The organism is Burkholderia sp. Bp9142 (genome assembly GCF_003853415.1).
In the GTDB taxonomy this organism is placed as follows: domain Bacteria; phylum Pseudomonadota; class Gammaproteobacteria; order Burkholderiales; family Burkholderiaceae; genus Burkholderia.
Genome location: NZ_QTPP01000012.1, coordinates 146,061 through 161,890, shown reverse-complemented (window position 1 = coordinate 161,890; position 15,830 = coordinate 146,061). Strand labels below are relative to the sequence as shown.

Sequence of the window (15,830 nt, the reverse complement as noted above, 5' to 3'; positions counted from 1 at the left end):
GCTTCCAGCCGCAACCACTTCCGTCGCCACACGAAGCAGAGCGAGCTGTAGCTTGATGTGTAGCTGGTCGTTGACTGTGCCTCTATTGGCCTCGCTTCTCGACGTACGCCTGATACCACTCATACAGCGTGTCGTCGTCCGGCATCCGCATTCTCGCAACGCTGAGCCCCTCGACCTCCAACATCTGGTCTTCACGGTCGAGCGCATAAAACGCTGCGCAATTGGTGACCTTCAGAACTTTTCCGGTGTCCGGTTCGTAGTGGATATATGGGAAGAAATTGACGACGTCCGAAATCAGGAAATCGAGGTCGTCCAAATCCTCGGCGTAATCGGCAGTTCCCGTGAAACGCTCAAGGAAACTCTCAACACGATGGCCCTGCCAGTGACCGCCAAGCAGACACGCGCGCGTCATTTCCGTAGATGCAACGTTCATGTGGTTCTCCTTTCGTCTTCAGTTGTTTCCGACAAACTTCAATGGTCCAGTTTCGCTTCCTGGTGCTCGTCCTCACTATCCAACACAATCGCCGCACGCAGCAGCGCGATGTTCATCCTGGCGAAAGCCTGGTCTCCGGAGCCAGCGCTGACGGCATACGGAATCAGCGGACGCAGGCAGTCGTGGCGTCGGACCATGGCCTCGAACAGTTCCATGTCCTCCTTGTACAGGAATCCATACTCTCTGAGCACCGCCGTCAATCCGTCATAGGCTTCGAGCTCATCCAGTGTCAACCGCACCGTCGATTCAGCATGAACTCCGGCCGCTTCATCCATCACATTACCCATTTCCCTCTCCCACAATTCGTTTCTACGGCCATCGGCTCGATACCCTCGATTTCTATGCATGGGTGACCGGGCATCAGACGTGATAGAACGCGAACGCGTAGAAACGCCCAGACGGCGTGAGCCTCGGGTCCGTCGGGTCGACAATAAGCGCGTCGGCATCCGCTATCACCATGTCTCGCCAAGCCAGAGAGAAGCCCTCCGCGACATACAAGCGCTCAACCGCCCCGCCGCTGCGCAAGTCGATGAGTACACCGGGCTGCCGATGCTTGTAGGTCGACTGCGTCGTAAGCTTCACGCCGTGACGAGCCAAACCGTCCGACAGATACGCCGGCAGACGCTCGGCGTCGTGCATGCGTTCCGCGACAATTTGCTGAACCGCTTTGCCTCGTACGCGCTGGTTCCGCAAAGGCTCGAGCACCGACGATTGCAAAAAGCCCGGTGCGTTCGTCACTGCAAATTGGGCAGCGCGCGCTTGCATGTCTGCGTGCTCCGCTCGCAATGCCGCGTACTTCTCGTTACTGTCGAGAAACGCGAACGACTTTCCGTACAGCTTTTCCGCGACTCGCCGCGCCCGGAATGCCTCGAGTATAAAAATATTGTTAGTCATATTTATTTACACCGTTTCCCCGGCCAAAAGACAAACGCACCAAGCGGCACAATGAGCAGATACCACGTACGCCAACGAATCGGTGGTGCGCCAAGCGCCACCCAGAGTAGGGTTTCAGCGGCCAGTAACACGTACAACACAACGATGACGATTTTTATCGCTCTTCTCATTCCCCCTCCAATCAATGGCAGCCACTCTAAGACTCACCATCTTCAATTGTCAACAACTAAATCTTTAGCACCAAATCAGTGCAAATAAAAACCAATCCTTTTTAATCCGCTAAAGAAGACCATTTCTTTCCAATACCCCAATCGATAATCCCCACAAAATCCGTTGCAATCTCAATCCGACCGACATAGACTTCTCAACCGCTCTAAACATCAAGCACAACTGATTCGCCCCGACACAAGCAACAAAGGACCATATGATTTATACAACACCGGAAAAGGAACAGGAGACTTGCCGCGACGACGAAGGTGCGCATTTCGGTTACGTTGACACTGGGCCCCACTTGCAGATTTCCATGACCGCACCCACGCGCGACGAAGTCCGAGCCTTCCGTAAAGGACGCGCCCGATTCGTTCTAGTCGAGGAATGGCCCATCCTGTTTTTTCTCGCCAAATTCGGGGATATGCCGTGGTGGGACGCTCCATACAGCTTGAGCATCTTGCCCCAGGAGCTGCGCAGGATGAACGAGGAATATCGCCCTGGGCTTCGGTACTCGCTGACAAGCGTTCTGATAGATTCGCTATCGGGCGGACAACGTGGCGTGCGGGTCTGCACACTCAGTCCGGAATTTTCGAACGCATTGCACGGGGCTCTTGAGCGCCAACGGGGAAGTACCGTTGACCGGGAGTCTTACGACCGTGTCATAGACCAAGCGTACCGCCGTTTTCCAAGTACCGAGTCGATGCTACCGAGCGCAGTTTGCAAGTGTGATGGTGGTAGCTAGAACCCTTTCTTGACTCGAAAATGCCGGCAACGAGGTCTTTCACGCCAACGAATCCGAACCGACGAAGCCGCGCGGGCAGCGCCAAACGTACGAACAGCAAATCCAGGGAATAGCCGGCGAACCTCAGCGAAGACGCTATGCGCGAGCTCGTCTAGAAAGCCGTCGAGCGCAACGCATCTCAACTGCGGTGCATGAGCAAGTTCATACTTTCCAAAGCAGGAGACCAAACCCATGTACACCAATATCGAGCAGCAAGCTTTGACGAGGCTTTTCGCACCGGATGCGCCGACCTTCACGATTTCACGCGCTGTAATGAAAAAACTTGCCGCAGATAAATTGGCCGAGCGTCGGGAGGCCATGCCGAACAAAGAACTTTACTGGATTGCACTTGAAGAAGACCTGAGTGACCTACTCGATACATCTTCACTTCACTGAAAGCGCGTCGAGTTGGACCCAGACTTCTTTCTCAGACGGAAGCGAAATCTGATTCTCTTTTCGTTTGTGCACGGACAAAGACGTATCGGGCACGCACCACGGTACCGGACGGCGACATCAGAATCGATTACGACGGGCCTGTAAAACATGAAGAGCCGCATTTGGAACAAAAGCCCCTCACTCGAGGGGCTCTTCATTTACCCGCGACGGCCGAACAGGGAGCGGTCGAAGGGGTGGCGTCGAGCCCAATCCTGCAACTCTGGCCAAGCGGCATCGCGGAGTTTTCTGGCAGACTCTACGCGACGACCATAGCACGCAGACAGGTAGCTCAACAGCTTGTCGGAGCAGCCTGGGAACGTCTTGACGGCGAGAGCCTTGTTCCAACGACCTCCGCCGGTCACCATCATCTGATAGAAATAGTAACCGAGAGTACCGATGCAAATGTTTGACACCTCCTCAAGGCGGAGTTTGTCACGCGAAATGTCGGCGTAAGACCAGCCGCATACGTACGCGTAGGTCACGAATACGTCATGCGCTCCGTGCCGGTACTCGCCGGAACTCGTCTTCTCGAAAGGCGGAAACGAGTACAAAAACGGCGAGTCCCAGCGGAAGTTGTTAATACCACGCTCGAGCATCGTCGCCTCCGCCGGAAGCTGGACATCCGTACGCTGAACCTTGTTCACCGCCTCCTCATGCTCACTCCTGGCTTTCTCGAGCGTCTTTTGTGCGACGTTTCGGTATCGTTGGATGGCGTCCTTATCCTGAAGCGCCACGGCCTCCACATACGCTGCTAGCTCGCTATCCAGCTTGTTACGTACCGCGTCCCACGTGCCCGCGTGCTCGAGGCGCATGTGTACATGCGACACAAACTCTTCCTGGAGTGTCCGCCAGGCCACAAAGGCACTATGCGCGTAGTCGTCGTACTTGAAGCCGAACGCAGCGAAAAACGCGACGAGATGGGCATGCTGCTCGAGAGTGTTTTGATAGGCATACCCGTCCCTATCGGCCCAGGTTTCCGGGGAATACTCGTAGCGAACCAGGTCGGACAGACGATAGTGCTCCGGCGTGTAATGCTCCGGCCCAATTTGAACCGGCTGCGCGGGCGCATCGTCCGGCTTCTTCTTGAATTCAATGACGTTGCTCATGGTGTTCTCAGTCCAATCGGCCCCAGGCCGTGACTTTGCCCTTACGAGGCGGATTCCTCTTTGCCCAGCCCAGGAGCTCCGGCCAGACCTGGTCGCGCAGCTTCAGCATGGTCTCGCGGCGTCCGGCGCAGCACGCGCGAATCCAGCGCTGAAGGACTGGTGAACAATCACTGAAACGGTCCTTCGGACCGCGCTTCTCAGGAACCATCTGGCCTAATGACCCGACCACCGTCTCTGAGAGTTGTTCCAGCATAGCGCGGTCGTGCGCCAAGTCCCGATATTCGTAACCGAACGCTCGCAAGACGCCGGAGAACTGGTCGTGCAGGTCCGCGTCGGCGATGTAACATCGCCCATTCTCGTCGCACTCGAACGTCGGGAAGGTCCAGTTGTAGATGAAGCTCCGGACGAGATGCGGAATTCGAGCCTCGAGGCCCCAGTCACGAACAGTCTTTGCCCACCAGAGAGCATCACTGGCGAGCCGTGGCCGACGTAGGTCGTTCAGCCGGGTGACCTGCTCAGCGGGGTGCTCAGGCATCGGCACTCCCTCGAACTGTGCGGCGTGCGCAGCTACAGAGTCCAGGAGAGCCGCCAGCCCTTCCTTTGCCAGGCGGCGGACGACAAGCTCCTGCTTCAGCGCGACCGCCTTTACCCACCTACAGTAGGCGGCAGGCAGGTGTGCCGTCGCAACGCAAAATCGCGCTGGATTTTCCAGGTACAGAATGGCGTGCAGTGCTGTATCAAAGTACAACGTTCGGAGAATGTCGAACGCGCCACGGTCCGGCAAGCTCGCGTACTCGTTGTAGTCGAGGCCGAACAGCTCGAAGAAGCCCAGTGCCTTCTGATGCTCCTCGGGATACTCCAGCCAAACATGCCCTTGGCCTTCGATGACGCGCAGGTGAAATTTGAAGCACAACGCCTGGTAGTGCGGACCAGGTTGAAACTCCGGATATGCCCATTCCAGAGGACGGTCCCAGTGCTCCTCTGACTCGCGCTTGGCCTCCGCCAGCTCGGCGTCCATCTTGAACGATGCGAAATTCACCACCTTGTTATCGCTCACCCTTGTGCTCTCTCTTCTCACTCCGTTTCTCATGGGCCATCTGGCCGAGCGACTATACAAGGTCCGATAGCTCTTCGCATAGGACCCGGCGGTACCCATCGTTCCCGATTCCAACCGTTGCGCCGGGTTCGCTGACCAGTTGGAACGGCAACGAGCAAGAACACATCCTCCTAACGTCTTGTCCCACGCTTGCGCGGTATTAGCAGGAGAGCTGCCCCAGTGGCCTTCTTCTTGTCGAACTCGAGCTCCGTAGATGCGCTCACCACAGCGTCAACCCAGTTCACGCTGACCTTGTCGTAGGCAGCCCGGATTTTGTCCGTGCCGAGCAAGTTCTCTCCGACGAGTACCCAAAGCTGAAAGTGCTCTGATGGGTCGGACATTGAAGACGTGTGAAGGTACAGTCCGAAACGCCTGTGCAGTGCCTCGTATTCTGCGGAATAAAGGCTGCCGCGCAGCGGAGAGAACAGGTCGCGTAGCTTCGCGTTGTTGAACCGAAGGTTCAGAAGAGGAACGAGAGCCGGGTTGTCGAGAGCGGGAACGGTCGACGGCTTGAAAGACGGCGCCAGACGTTGCAGGTGCTCGTATTCTTCGGCTGCGCGAAGCATGCGCAGGCGAGTCTTGGCCATGCTCTTTTGTATCGCCTCCGGCAGTCGCTCTATGAAAGAAGCGCCGGGGTCGTCCTTTTGCACAAATTTTCGGTGCTCCGCCAGATTCACCACCTTTCCCACTGCCACCTCCACATGTTCACCCCAAACGTAACGGCATTATGAGCAATTTCTTGAGAAAAAGTCGGCGCAGCGGCTTGGGTCGCGGGACGTCATAGCGCTGTCCGTGGCACGCGTAAGACAGCGCAGGGTTGTCGCGACGGAGAGCGGGAAGCGGAGGCTCCTACCTAACAAATTGTAGGAGCCTTCAATGGACGCAGCACGCTCTCGCGCGAACGTGCGCGCAAACAGCAAACAATGCGAATGCAACGATTTCGCCTGGGAACTACGTGTTGAGGTATCGGACCCGCCGCCCACGGGATGCTCGACTAAAGAAGACTAATCCTTTCCAGTGGCCAGCAAAGACTCGTTTCCAGACAAATAAGTCGGAAGCGGACATACCGCGCAAAGTCGGCGCCTGAGAACCGACGCTTGATGCTGTCGCGACTCTACGCATTTCTGCATCAACTCGAATGCCTCCGGTAACTACTCACTCACGTGGGGCTGAGAACGGCCCCAGACCTTTACCGGAGAACGACAATGAACGTTGACAGTATTAGCCCGCACCCCACATTCCGCACAATTAGATGCGACGAGTCGGCAACAATCGCGCACGCCATGGTTGCCGAGCCCAGCGGGCCTAACCCGCCGCTCGCCCTGCGCAACCGACCAGTGCTTCGCGCCATTTGAAGGAACCGCTCATGCTACTCAGTTCACTGGAAAAGGCCTATCGGAAAACCTACTATCGCGAACAGGTTGCAAGAGGCGTCGAGCCTCGAGAGGCCGCGACCATCGCAACGGGGCGAGCGAAGAGCGCTGCCATCGCCTCCTGGGTGACGTCGCTCGAAGAACCTCCTCAGCCACCGGACTGGTTCGAGTCTCACGAGGAACGAGCCGCGAGAATGAAAACGGCGCCAGCGGCAGACCAGGCGGAGTCGACGGCGAACGGTGCGCTCGAACCGTTGACGCCGGACCACCCGAACACCACTGTCGTTGTCCCTCACGAGTTCGTCAGATGCGGCCTCTTCGGCGTCGCCGACCCGAACACCCCCCGCGAGCACACGCCGGACACCGTTTTCAAAGTCTATGCGTCAAAGAGCGGCACAATTACTTATCACGGTCCCGAGTTGCGGCAGGACGACCGCCAGGTGTTTTTTGAAGCGCTGCATTTTGAGCGCAGCACTCCGGGTGCAGCCATTGCGACGCCGAACCAGTTCCTGGTAAATCTTGGTTGGAGCCGCAACACTGAAGCACGCAAGAAGCTACGTGCGTGTCTGGAACGTCTGCGGGAGGCGCACGTCACCATCGAAGTGCCACGCCTCGGCAAGCTTGTCATACCGGAACTGCTGACCAGCGTCGACGTGCTCGACGATGGCAGCTATCGCGTGGAATTCAATGACGGAGTGCGCAAACTGTACGGCGACAATCACTTCACTCGTCTCAACCGCGAGTACGAAAAGAGACTCGAACGTCGTAGCGACCTCGCGCGATGGCTGATGCTCTTCTACTCTACACATCAGACTCCGAATCCGATACCGCTGGTCATGCTGAAGGAGCTTTGCAACGACCGCTCGAAGGACAGGTACGCGTTCAAGGATAAGACGGCCACTGCACTCGCGCAGTTGGTCCGGGTCGGCTTTCTACTGGAATGGGAAATCACCAAAAAGGTCGCGGGAACATCTAGCGCTGAGATGGTCGCGGTCAAACGTCTAGGTCTACTGAGGTCCAGCAAGTAACAGCGGCGACATTAAAAAGAACGGTCACTTTCGAGTGGCCGTTTCCGTTGTTGGCGTAAGCGAGAGAACTGTTCAACGCGCCTTTGACCGGAAAATTTGCGCCTTTGAACCGAATCCAGCGCGCTTTTGACCCGAATGTGACGCGCTTTTGGCCGGAATCGGCGCTCGGGAGCCCTTGTCGGATAAGGCGGAGCGGGATTACTTAAAAGAATTAAAAAGGTCGTCGAAAAAATTAAAAGGCGGTCGCATAGCGCGCCCGCGACAACCATCAGCCTTGGCGCCTTCCGTGGGCGTGACGCCTCGGCAGGGGGAAGTTCACAGGGAGAAGTCCCTCTATCCCCCGGGTACAGTCTGGGCTGCACATCCTGCTGTAGAGCCTTCCCATTGAAAGGCTTTAGGATAGAGTCTCGCGAGAGAAAACCGGTGTTGGCCAGGGGATGGGCTCCGCCCACCCGGGTTCTGCTGGGGAAAACTGTGAACGCCCCCAACCAGCAAGACGCTTCGCTGCGCAGCAGCGGCCTGGCAATCCGCCCGCCTGGCGGGCATCAAGACTTCACTTTGGCTCGCCACTCCGGCGGTATCCAGGGCTTGAGCAGGACGACCGGAAGTCGCCGGTATTCCACGTTCTCATAGTCCTCTTCACGTTGTTCCGGCTCGCCGGGATACCAGACGGAATAGCCTTTGCCTGTCTCGAACGTCCAGAGTTCGCGTTGGAATTCGACTTCGTCGCCCAGAATCGCTCTCGGTCTCATCGGCGCCGACTGCCATGAATCGCACCTCCGCATCCGGGTCAGCGTCTCGCAGTTGCGCAATCAGTTCCCGTACCTTCACGTTCCGTCTCCCAGCAGCGTTGCGCTGGCGAATGTGTTGCAGATGCCACGGAATTACGAATGGGCGCTCAGCGGTTAGCGGGCCCGTCGACGACCTTGCCGTCCGGTCCAGTCTCTCGTGATGCCTCAGCGGTCCCCGGCAACTGAGTCGCGATGACCTGTTCAAATGACATGTCAACCGAGACGCTGTCGTTCACAACAACCTCTGTTCCACTCAGGTCGAGCGGGTAGTGTCCCGTCCGGCCATATGGCGTCCGCACCGCAGGAAACGGCGGCATCGACCGCGTAGGGCCACCTGGCACCGGGTCGCGCTCCGGCGACGGCAGCATGACCTGGAACATTTCGTTCGCCGCCGACAGAAGGAGAAATACGTAAGGCAGGGTTGCGTCGCTGCCACTGCGCTTCAGTAGTGCGAGCGAGATGAAGTCTGGAGACGATGGCCCCGGAATAAAACTCCGATGAACCGGCGCGAGCAGGTCAAACTCTCTCCGGTGCTCAGGATTGCGAATCCACTGCAACGCCCTTGCGAAATTTGGCAGTTCAGTCTCGGGCATTACCGAAAGTCCCATTTTCACAAACGCCTTGAGCACGGCTATCGGGACGTGAGGGTCGCGTTTCAGCAGAAAGGTAACGCGCTTCTCCTTCTCGTTGACGGTAAACACCGCATCGCCTCGTGCGTGATTGACATTGAACCGGCGGTTGCTGTCCCACTCGATACGCCAGCCGTCGACGTCGCTCTTCAACGTCGGTACGCCACCCTTGCCCCGGATGCGTTGCAACGAGCGCATCGGCTTTGACCAGTTACCGAAATCGTTCTCGATGCCGGAACCGAAAAAAGTATTGCATTCGTCGCACTCGTACAGAGAGAAAAGACTCTTGTTTCCGAGCAGTTCAGGAATTGCATGCGCCTTGAGACTGAACGTGGCCTCCGGTCTTGATTTGCCGCAGAACCTGCAAACGCGCGGGTCCCGCTCCCCGAGGAAAATGCGTTTGCCAGGCTTGAGCTGCCACTGGCCCAGCACCTGGTAATTTTCCGCGTAAAAGCCCAGCGCAATCTTCGTGTCGTCCATGGATTCTGATTCACGAAACGCGTTGGCACTAATTCTACGGCACGTACCCCGGAGCAATGAACGATATCGCCCCTTGGGAGCCGCCGAATCCGCCTCAAAGCAAAGGCGCACGCCAGAGTACTGCTTCGTCGCGCACTCCATCCGCGCATGGCTCAACGTTGTCAGGTCGTCGGAACCTGGCAACGTTCCAGCGACCAGACTCCGGGCGCTTTTCTGGGTCCGCGCGCTGCTCCACCGTTCTACGCATTCCTGCATCCCGCATGCGTGCCACGTCATTGCTACACGGTAGTACTTCTATCGAGCAAGGACGAACGTCACCATGACCGCCACAACCAGTCCATCAACTTTTCTGAAGGTCACGCCCTCACCCGCCGTGCTGTTTATCAAAGACTATCTCGCCGTCTGTAAAACGCATGGATATGTCGTGAGCAAATCCAATCTCGAATTCTGCGAACCGTGCGATGAGCTCGACGATGAAGTCGCTCTCGCCGTTCGCATGCTCGTCGAGTCCCGCGACAGCCTCGCCGGCATGGAAACCGAATGTGCGGCGCTGCTCGCCAACCGGACCTATCTGCCCTTCTATGCCCTCGCGGCCGTCATGCGGCTGTTGGGCGAAGCGAAATGCCGGGAACTGGTCTCCACCCAGGACTACGGATGGTTCTTCTCGCAGCTTGACCAACACCAATGATGTTCAAGGAATCCGCAATGCAATCCTCCATTCCCACCGCCATCGTGACGTACCGCACCGGCAACACCGAGGTTTCCCTTTACCGCGTCGACGACGACTACCGATTCACGGTTACGGTTCAAGGCGAGCAAGTGTCAGTCGGCTACCGAGGCGGACCGAACGCCAAGTTGCGCTTTACAGTTTACGAGGGTGACCCCGCCTTTTTCAGAAAGCTTTCGATGACGCAGTTTCACAACGTCGAGTTCGCAGTCTGGCGGTGCCTTCACGAGGCAATGCGCGAAAAAGGTCAACCACTGTTGTTCCCGTTCGGCGGGTGACAGGACTCGCGCGAGGATGCTTATCCTAGGGAGTAAGTCGGACCGGCCACGCCGTTCTTGAGTCAGCAACTCATTGGTCAACGACTACCCTTGAGCCGTTAAGGATTAAAGCGACTCCCCACGCGAATTCATCGCACGCCGATAGGCCTGCGTGAGCTCCTTCGACTTCGCCTCGGCAAGCTCTCGCAATTCCTTGCCGAGCGACGAAACCTTGTCGGGATGATATTGCGCCATCAGTCGGCGATACGCCGCCTTGATTTCGATGGAGCTAGCGTCAGGCCTGACCTCGAGAACCTCATACCAGTTCGCTTCCCGCCTTGCGGAAGACTGGTTTTCCGCAGACTCGGCGTCCGCGCCCATCGTCGATTGTTCACTCTGGCTGGAGCCCGCCGGGCCAGTGCGCGAGGCGTGTTCGGCCGCCTTGCCCTTTTCGATGAGCTTCGACACTATCCAGTAGCCAAGTAGCAGGCAGCCGATGACAACCCAGAATCTAGTAGCCATCTCGTGAAATCTCCCGACTGAGGGCGGTCCTTAACTCGCGCAAGGTTGCCAGTTCTGCCTCGTCACTTTCAACGACGGTAAGCTCGTCGACCATCGCGGCGACCTGCCGGTAAAGCTCGAACTCTTCGTCCCCAGAAAACAGTGATGCAGCGACACGGAGCAGGTCCCCGTCAGGCAACCTCGCCCGACTGGCCAGCAGGGACAGCTTGCGAACCAGATTGAGTGCGTGTGGCGGGCATGCAAGAACGTCAAACGCGAGGCTTGCCCAGTCGCCGACACTCAAACCGAGCGCATGCCGGTCACGCCACGCAACACATATACCGGCAAGGGCAGGAACATAAATGCACGCCAGTGCAGCCCAAAGAGCCACGTGACCGTATTCAGTGAACAGACCAAGCGGAAGAAGCACGAACAAGCCCGTGGCGACGACCCACGGCAGAAGGCATACCGCGTTGAAATCTCGGCGAAGCTCATCCCATTCTTGGCGAGACGTACTGGCGAAATTCGACAATAGCTCCGGCGAATGCCTTAGTTGCGCTTCGCCTAGGGTCAGGCGGAATACCGGTCGATGCAGCAGCAGGGGGTTGAGCAGGCAGGTCGCCTTTCCCCGCAAAGTAAAAATTCTTGAGCAGGGGACTACCGCCCATTTTCCGCTTGCTGGATTAATAAGTACTTCACGCGAGTCGAGCAGAACAAGCGAATCGGCCAGCGCGAGCGCAACAACAACCAGGACTATCAACCACTCCGTCGGCACCACGTCGAGGAGATTCATCACAGGCTCAGGCCTTGGTCTTGCGGCTGAACAACCGCTTGACGCCCGCCATGACGGCGATGCCCGCAGCAATCAGCCCCTTGATGAGCCACTTGCCTGCGCCGGACTTAGCAACCGCAGCCGCTGTCCCGCCGACGATGAGAGCGCTCAGGCCGTATTCGGCCACCTTGTCGCCGTCACGGAATTCTGAGTAAGACTGCCCCTGCACGAAGTCAATACCGCGAAGAGCCGTCTTGAACCCCAGTTCAGAGGTGCTGAGAGACTGTGGGTCGGCTACAAGCTCTGCCGATACGACGCCGGTGCGCCCCAGGATGCGCGTGTTGAAATTGACAACTTGACTCTGCTGCTGGTCCGCCGCGATGGTCGCCCACTCGAGCCTCTTCGTCTCAGTGTCGTAGTGCGGCGGCTCCTGCCAGCCCTGAATTGTTAGCGTACCCCACCCGCGTTTGGCGCGCTCCTCGTTCCCCGCATCGGTAGCGGACCTTATGCTTTGCAATATCCCATCAGCATCAATGGTTTCCGTGTCGGACACGTGCCCCGTGTCCTCGTACGACACCAGTGCGAACCACGACAGATTTTCAGGCGCAAGCATATACGATTGGCCGCTTGGCGGGTTATGCATTACCTCCATGAACCTGTCGGTATCGCTCTTTCCCAGGAAAACAAAACCTTGAGGGACAGCGAACCGGGCCTCCGTGTCGATGGTCACCTCTTGAGGACCGCGAATCCAATGCAGCGAGCGTAATACTGCTCGCGCTCGTTCCACTTCGGGGTCCGCCGCCGACGCTGCGGGTTGGTCCCGCTCCGGTTGGCCCTGTTCCGTCTGTGACTGCCCAGACTGGTTCTGTGAAGGTTGGGCCGTATCCTGCCGGGACGAATCCTGTTGCGGATTCTCCTGGGCGACTACCACCGGTCCAGCGGTAACAAGTACACAGGCACACACGCCCACCAGAAACGACCGATTTGTTTCCTTCATGGCCTTCCCCCGATTTGCCTTGCTCTGTCGCGCAGATGCCAGCCGCAGGCGCTCCACGCGCACCCTACCTACCAGACAAACTTCGAGCGCCCTCTACCGGCAGCATCGTCCAAGGTCGCACGCGACCAGTACGGCTATCCTGCGGCCTCCGCCATCACGCGGCCGCGTAGCTTGAACATCATAGCGGTTTCCGTGCAATCTACCAGAGCGACTTCCGCACGAGCTGACTCGATGCACTCCTGATGCGCTCGCATTTATCCGGACGCTCGTGACCCGCGCTGGGGGCACCCTCAACATTGCCCAGTACGTCTTTTTTAAGGCCTGCCCCGTCGGCACCGAACGGTGCTTCCGACGACAGCAGCCGGCGGACGGCGCGGCGTCCAGCCGCGTTCATCGGCACAACGTTCACCGGCGTGCAAGGGTCGCATTTCCGTCAGTAGGCACAGCTATGGGAGCGCAGTTGCTCGCGACCGTGCCCGGCTTGCCGGTGCGAACCCCCGCCACCGTCCGAGCGCATGTCGGCGTTGTCGACACGCGCGAGCGCGACAGCGCACGCGCAGACTGGCACGGGGTCCCCATGCTGCGGCGGCGATAGAGTTGCTCTCGCAGCGTGGGGCAGCCAGCGTCAGCACGTCATGCCGGACGCACAGTCGGCGCCGACGTTCCGGAAAAACAGTGGCATTGCACAAACGCCTGCGGACGGTGGCGGGGGTTCGCACCGGCGCAGCCGGGCCGAACGCACATGCGCCTTGCCGGACGTCGCGACGAATACGTCGATGCCGCGCGCCCCTGCGCGCGAGGCTGGGTAAGGGGACGAAACAGTTGACCCCTGCCCGCGCCCAGCCGGGCAACGATGCCTGGAAAGAACCAAACTTTTTCGGCGCGCGTGGTGGTCAGCCTACCGAACCTTGATAGCGCAGTAGCTATACGGAAAAACGCCACACGTGCGCCAGACGACACCCCGCTTCGCGAGTGGCACCGCAAACATCTTTTTGCCGGACGTACAAGCGATGAAACATCAAACTACGGCGCCGATGGACGGCCCCCATGGCGAACAAGTTGCAGCCGAGGTGGAACAAAACCCGCGCCCTCGTGAACACGACGCCGATGGCGCAGCTAGCGACAACGTACAGCCACAACCGCGCTTTGTGAATCGCGGCATTACCGCCGAGATTCACCCAAGCGCCCTTCAACAAATTGTATGGCTGCGCGCGCTCGAGACCGTCGACCGCTTTCGTGTCGTACGCGCTATCGACATTGCCGTGGCGTGCTTTCCAGAGCGGCCGTTCAAAGCTGCGCTCACCGCCGCGCAACGAGCGATGCGCGGTCTTACGAAAGCGAACTTCGTGCGCCGTTACCGGACCGACCGATTCCAGCATGTGTACGGTCTAACCGTCGCTGGCGCAAGATGGCTCAATGACCGAGGGGTACAGGCCGTCTCTTCGGTTCGACGGGTCGTGGACATGTCAAATCCTGAGCATGCGTTGTGGATGAATTTCATTGTTCTCGGCGCGGAAGCACGCGGTCTTCGGGCGATGACCGAGCGCGAAGCGCTACAAGACCTCAATCTTCAACGCGACGAGGGCGAAGCCGCTATTCAGGGATTCCTGAGCGTCGAGTTGCCCAATGGGACGCGCACCTTGCGGCCCGACGCCGTCGCCTTCGAAGACGACGGCCTGACGTGGTTCGAAATCGACAGAAGCAAGCGCGGCGCAGACCGTGAAGCAGCCCTGTCAGCGCTCGCCGGCCGAGTCGGTATGCGCTTACCAAATCAGGCCGTCTTGCGGCGCGTCGTCGTGCTGGCGAGAACCGAACGCATTTGGTTGCGCGCACGAGCCGTCCTGCGCGCCAAAGCTGCTCTCGCCAATGACGTGCCGCTCGTACGCGGCAGTTCTCGACACTTCCGAGAAGCCCGCGACGGTGTGTACGAGGTCTGGGCAGCCGTAACGCAAGAACCCGGTGGCTATGCAATTGACGTGTGCGTCGGTCACATCGTCGTGCAACTTCTACCGACCTGGCTCCCGAAAGTGAGGCTCAACGCAAGCAATCGCCAGCCGCTCGCCGGATGGTTCGACGAGAACTACCTGCCATATCGCCGGCCGGATGCTTTGCCGCCGTGGCCTCTTCCTGTGTCGCCGCTGCTGAAATATTCGCGTAGCGAGGAGCACTGGTAACTATACGTATTGCGAGCCCGAAATGCCGGTCTCGCAGTACTGTGAAAGTAGTCCAGTGCCATGATTCTCTGACGAAGTTGTCCTCGGGCCTAGCTAGCCCACCTGCCCTCCGGTCTTATCCCCGGAGGGCTTTTTATTCATCGATAACCAGCCGTCATTGCAGCTTACGCAACCGGTACCTCCGGTAGCTATACAAATTGACGATGCAGTCGCACCGTCGCCACATCAATTTCAGAGGACATCAGAATGCAGGCATTCGGTAACGTGGGCAGTGACCCAGTGAAAAAAATTAGTAAGTCAACGGGCAAGCCGTATTGGGAGCTAAGGCTGTGCGAGAGTCAGCGCGGCGTCGATAGCCAGCCCACATGGTACTCCGTAAGAATAATGCGGGACGTCAACCCGAACTTGGTGAAAGGAGATTTCGTGAAGGTGACCGGCAAGCTAAAGGCCGACTTCTATTTGTCGCGCGAAGGCAAGCCGACCGGCACCTTGCTGATTCTCGCGTTCGAGGCGGCGAAGATTGCCAAGCCGGTCACCGCCGGCGCGGAATCCGCGACGGCCTAACCGCACGGTTCACGCGACGTTTGTGAGGTATGACATGTGCAGAGACGCACCCACCGGTCGGGCACACAAGCGTAGGACCACTAGCAGAGTCCGCCGTATGCTCAGGGGTCGAAAACGTCGTGAGGTGCTGGCGATTCTTGAACTGGTCGAGCATCTCGTCCTGTGCCGTGACTGGGATGGGCTCACGGAGCTCTTCTCGGACGTTTGACTGACAGAGTATAGACGCCCAAAGCCAGTGTCCCCCGAAGCGGTCCCGAGGCCGGTTGGACAGGACAGAACGACTTCGCATCAAAGACAGTGATTGATTCGGCCACCGACATCGGTGGCCGCTTTTCGTTAGTCGTCGCCCCAGTACCCTTCGTTGCAGTGAAGTTCTCTCAGGTAGAAGCTCCTCGGAGGCAGAGGTCTCGCTAGGGTAGAAGTACTGCAGTTTTGGTGAGGTAGAGCTCTTGAAGGGCAAAGCACCCCCAACCCATTGGGACATGGGCGGTCCGTGCTTTCCCTTGAGTGTGCAGCTTCGGA

17 protein-coding genes are annotated in these 15,830 nt (G+C 58.4%); 6 read left to right on the top strand and 11 right to left on the bottom strand.

Translation table 11 applies throughout. The features are described from left to right. Positions 1-82: 82 nt before the first annotated feature. From DIE22_RS16280 to DIE22_RS16270, 3 genes are all read right to left on the bottom strand, one after another. Entirely contained in the window at positions 83-433 is a 351-nt protein-coding gene (locus DIE22_RS16280) for a hypothetical protein (RefSeq protein ID WP_124605515.1), read from the bottom strand. Positions 434-471: 38 nt separating this feature from the next. After that, positions 472-780 carry a hypothetical protein gene (locus DIE22_RS16275; RefSeq protein WP_124605514.1) on the bottom strand — a complete coding sequence of 103 codons (309 nt, stop codon included), beginning with the start codon at positions 778-780 and terminating at the stop codon, positions 472-474. A 73-nt stretch (positions 781-853) separates the two neighbouring features. After that, positions 854-1,387 (bottom strand): hypothetical protein, encoded by a 534-nt coding sequence (locus DIE22_RS16270; protein WP_124605513.1) that lies wholly within the window; start codon positions 1,385-1,387, stop codon positions 854-856. A 1,183-nt stretch (positions 1,388-2,570) separates the two neighbouring features. Here DIE22_RS16270 and DIE22_RS16265 point away from each other — a divergent pair. Then, positions 2,571-2,774, top strand: a complete 204-nt coding sequence (locus tag DIE22_RS16265; RefSeq protein WP_124605512.1) for a hypothetical protein — start codon at positions 2,571-2,573, stop codon at positions 2,772-2,774. 197 nt (positions 2,775-2,971) lie between these two features. Here DIE22_RS16265 and DIE22_RS16260 read toward each other — a convergent pair whose 3' ends face one another. The 3 genes from DIE22_RS16260 to DIE22_RS16250 all read right to left on the bottom strand — a co-directional run bounded on the left by DIE22_RS16260 (position 2,972) and on the right by DIE22_RS16250 (position 5,704). Further along, positions 2,972-3,919, bottom strand: coding sequence for a hypothetical protein (locus DIE22_RS16260; RefSeq protein ID WP_124605511.1), 948 nt, complete (start codon positions 3,917-3,919; stop codon positions 2,972-2,974). A gap of 7 nt (positions 3,920-3,926) precedes the next feature. Beyond that, positions 3,927-4,976 (bottom strand): hypothetical protein, encoded by a 1,050-nt coding sequence (locus tag DIE22_RS16255; RefSeq protein WP_124605510.1) that lies wholly within the window; start codon positions 4,974-4,976, stop codon positions 3,927-3,929. Positions 4,977-5,146: 170 nt separating this feature from the next. Beyond that, a complete protein-coding gene (locus DIE22_RS16250) occupies positions 5,147-5,704 on the bottom strand; it encodes a hypothetical protein (RefSeq protein ID WP_124605509.1) in 558 nt (185 codons plus the stop codon). A gap of 677 nt (positions 5,705-6,381) precedes the next feature. Here DIE22_RS16250 and trfA point away from each other — a divergent pair. Beyond that, the gene (trfA, locus tag DIE22_RS16245; RefSeq protein ID WP_124605508.1) at positions 6,382-7,416 is read left to right on the top strand and encodes a plasmid replication initiator TrfA; all 1,035 of its coding nucleotides are present in this window, start codon (positions 6,382-6,384) and stop codon (positions 7,414-7,416) included. Between the two features lie 545 nt (positions 7,417-7,961). Here the strand turns inward: trfA and DIE22_RS16240 are convergent. Together DIE22_RS16240 and DIE22_RS16235 are read right to left on the bottom strand one after the other, a co-directional pair. Beyond that, positions 7,962-8,168 carry a hypothetical protein gene (locus DIE22_RS16240; protein WP_124605507.1) on the bottom strand — a complete coding sequence of 69 codons (207 nt, stop codon included), beginning with the start codon at positions 8,166-8,168 and terminating at the stop codon, positions 7,962-7,964. A gap of 146 nt (positions 8,169-8,314) precedes the next feature. Continuing rightward, positions 8,315-9,316 (bottom strand): HNH endonuclease, encoded by a 1,002-nt coding sequence (locus DIE22_RS16235; protein WP_185640624.1) that lies wholly within the window; start codon positions 9,314-9,316, stop codon positions 8,315-8,317. 319 nt (positions 9,317-9,635) lie between these two features. On the opposite strand from DIE22_RS16235, the gene DIE22_RS16230 reads away from it, so the two are divergent. Continuing rightward, entirely contained in the window at positions 9,636-10,004 is a 369-nt protein-coding gene (locus DIE22_RS16230; protein WP_124605505.1) for a hypothetical protein, read from the top strand. Between the two features lie 17 nt (positions 10,005-10,021). After that, positions 10,022-10,321, top strand: a complete 300-nt coding sequence (locus DIE22_RS16225) for a hypothetical protein (RefSeq protein WP_124605504.1) — start codon at positions 10,022-10,024, stop codon at positions 10,319-10,321. A gap of 105 nt (positions 10,322-10,426) precedes the next feature. Here DIE22_RS16225 and DIE22_RS16220 read toward each other — a convergent pair whose 3' ends face one another. Genes DIE22_RS16220 through DIE22_RS16210 form a run of 3 tightly spaced genes read right to left on the bottom strand, consistent with a single transcriptional unit; the run spans position 10,427 to position 12,303 of the window. Continuing rightward, positions 10,427-10,822, bottom strand: coding sequence for a DnaJ family molecular chaperone (locus DIE22_RS16220; RefSeq protein WP_124605503.1), 396 nt, complete (start codon positions 10,820-10,822; stop codon positions 10,427-10,429). Then, entirely contained in the window at positions 10,812-11,594 is a 783-nt protein-coding gene (locus DIE22_RS16215; RefSeq protein ID WP_124605502.1) for a hypothetical protein, read from the bottom strand. Before DIE22_RS16215 ends, DIE22_RS16220 begins: the two co-directional genes overlap by 11 nt. Before the next feature lie 7 nt (positions 11,595-11,601). Next, positions 11,602-12,303, bottom strand: coding sequence for a DUF2167 domain-containing protein (locus DIE22_RS16210; protein WP_185640623.1), 702 nt, complete (start codon positions 12,301-12,303; stop codon positions 11,602-11,604). Between the two features lie 1,277 nt (positions 12,304-13,580). Here DIE22_RS16210 and DIE22_RS16205 point away from each other — a divergent pair. Together DIE22_RS16205 and DIE22_RS16200 are read left to right on the top strand one after the other, a co-directional pair. Beyond that, positions 13,581-14,744 (top strand): replication-relaxation family protein, encoded by a 1,164-nt coding sequence (locus DIE22_RS16205; protein WP_260426682.1) that lies wholly within the window; start codon positions 13,581-13,583, stop codon positions 14,742-14,744. A 246-nt stretch (positions 14,745-14,990) separates the two neighbouring features. Then, the gene (locus DIE22_RS16200) at positions 14,991-15,308 is read left to right on the top strand and encodes a single-stranded DNA-binding protein (protein ID WP_124605500.1); all 318 of its coding nucleotides are present in this window, start codon (positions 14,991-14,993) and stop codon (positions 15,306-15,308) included. The last annotated feature ends 522 nt before the right edge of the window (positions 15,309-15,830 follow it).